The organism is Lutibacter oricola, from assembly GCF_900106565.1.
GTDB lineage: Bacteria > Bacteroidota > Bacteroidia > Flavobacteriales > Flavobacteriaceae > Lutibacter > Lutibacter oricola.
The window spans coordinates 1-1,643 of sequence record NZ_FNNJ01000050.1; the positions used below are offsets into that span (position 1 = coordinate 1).

At 27.4% G+C, this 1,643-nt stretch carries 2 protein-coding genes; both read right to left on the reverse strand.

All coding sequences use genetic code 11. The features are described 5' to 3' along the window. Positions 1-342 precede the first annotated feature (342 nt). Positions 343-858: a hypothetical protein gene (locus BLU40_RS17420; RefSeq protein WP_139171007.1), complete on the reverse strand. Its 516-nt coding sequence runs from the start codon at positions 856-858 to the stop codon at positions 343-345. 173 nt (positions 859-1,031) lie between these two features. Further along, positions 1,032-1,526: a hypothetical protein gene (locus tag BLU40_RS17425; protein WP_139171008.1), complete on the reverse strand. Its 495-nt coding sequence runs from the start codon at positions 1,524-1,526 to the stop codon at positions 1,032-1,034. Positions 1,527-1,643 lie beyond the last annotated feature (117 nt).

Below are 1,643 nucleotides of genomic sequence, written 5' to 3' on the forward strand. Positions count from 1 at the left end.
AATCGTTCCGTTTTAATGAGCTTTTTGCGTTTCAATTTATCATTTGTTTATTTCTCAAATAACTCAATTTAGTTTCTGTTTGATAGAGTAGAAGAATGATCAGAATTTTCCCTCATTAATAATTTTTTTCGTGCCTCTGTCAGACTAACTAATTTAATCTTAAATGACTAAAATGTGGATTTCAGAAGTGAAATCCGCTGTTACAAGCAACGGTTTTTGGTATGTTTTGTTGAGTGATTAAGCAATAAAATTAATAAATAATTACTGACCAAGAAAATCCGATAGGATTTTCGTAAGTGTGCTAGAACCAAACAATAAAATATACCAGTTGTTGTGGTTTCGTTACTTTTTAATCTCATCATTTGGTATATAATATTCCCAAATCGAATCTACCTTAACTTTAAGTTTTATCATAGAATAATCGTTACTCTTAATTTTTCTCTCTATAATGTATAAAATACGATCATTATACCAAAAGTGATCAGTAGAAATTGTTTTCAAACTATCCATAATTCCTATTCCTATATGAACATTTTTAGATTCAGTTTCTAGAAATCTATAATCAATATAACGACCTCTATTTTCTCTATTTTCATTTGTAATTAAAACAAAAGAACTGTCGGTTGAAGGAAAAAAATCATATTTCAATGAATCTTTTTGAGATAATAAATCATAATGACTCCATAATTCATAACTTGGATATTCTCTAAAAGGTTTAATGTCTGTATATAAAATTGATTTTTCTATCAACCAGTTTTTGAATTTTTGGTCAGAACTTAATTTTTCTTTTTTGGTCTTCTCAACTATATTAATTTTATCTTTCTTATCTGTGCAAGATAAATAAATCGTAAGTATCAATATTAATAGAATATTTTTTTTCATCGTAATGAACCACAACGGTTTTTGGTATGTTTTGTGGCGTGATTAAGCAATAAATTTAGTAAATATTTACCGACCTAGAAAATCCCTTTAGGATTTTCGTAAGTGTGCAAAAACCAAGCTATAAAATATACCAGTTGTTAGCAAATGTTTTATTCTAAAAATTCATATCCTTTGTGCCTCAAATATGTTATTCCATTGATCTTGAATTTAGTTTTGGATAAGTATTCAATCTTTGAAATGGAAGAACCTCCAAGTCCGACATATTCAAAATGGACACTGTCAATTTGAACTAAATCATATTCTGTGCTTCCAAAATCAATGTGTGAAACATTATTTTTATCAATCAAAGTTGCTACAGTTGGACAGCTTTTCATCGGAAGCATTTTTTCATTTCTTATTTTGTCATTGAATGGAATAATTTCCCAATTACAAGAACAATTATTTTCATTCATATCCAACCATAAAATCATTTCTCCATTTATTAGTTTTTCGGGAATCCAAAAACCTTTCAAATTTTTACAAACAGAATCTATATTTGTCAAATCAATTTCATAATCATTTTTGACAAATACTAAATCCTTTTTATGGTTTGAGCAATTTATCATTAATAAAGTCAGAATTATAATTCCTAAAATATTTCTCATTATTTTCATCCGCTATATTTGCTAACGGTTTTTGGTATGTTTTGTGGCGTGATTAAGCAATAAATTTAGTAAATATTTACCGACCAAGAAAATCCCTTTAGGATTTTCGTAAGTGTG

Excerpts from the sequence above, each read along its gene's own strand:
- BLU40_RS17425 (WP_139171008.1), bottom strand. The coding sequence starts at position 1,526 with ATGAGAAATATTTTAGGAATTATAATTCTGACTTTATTAATGATAAAT.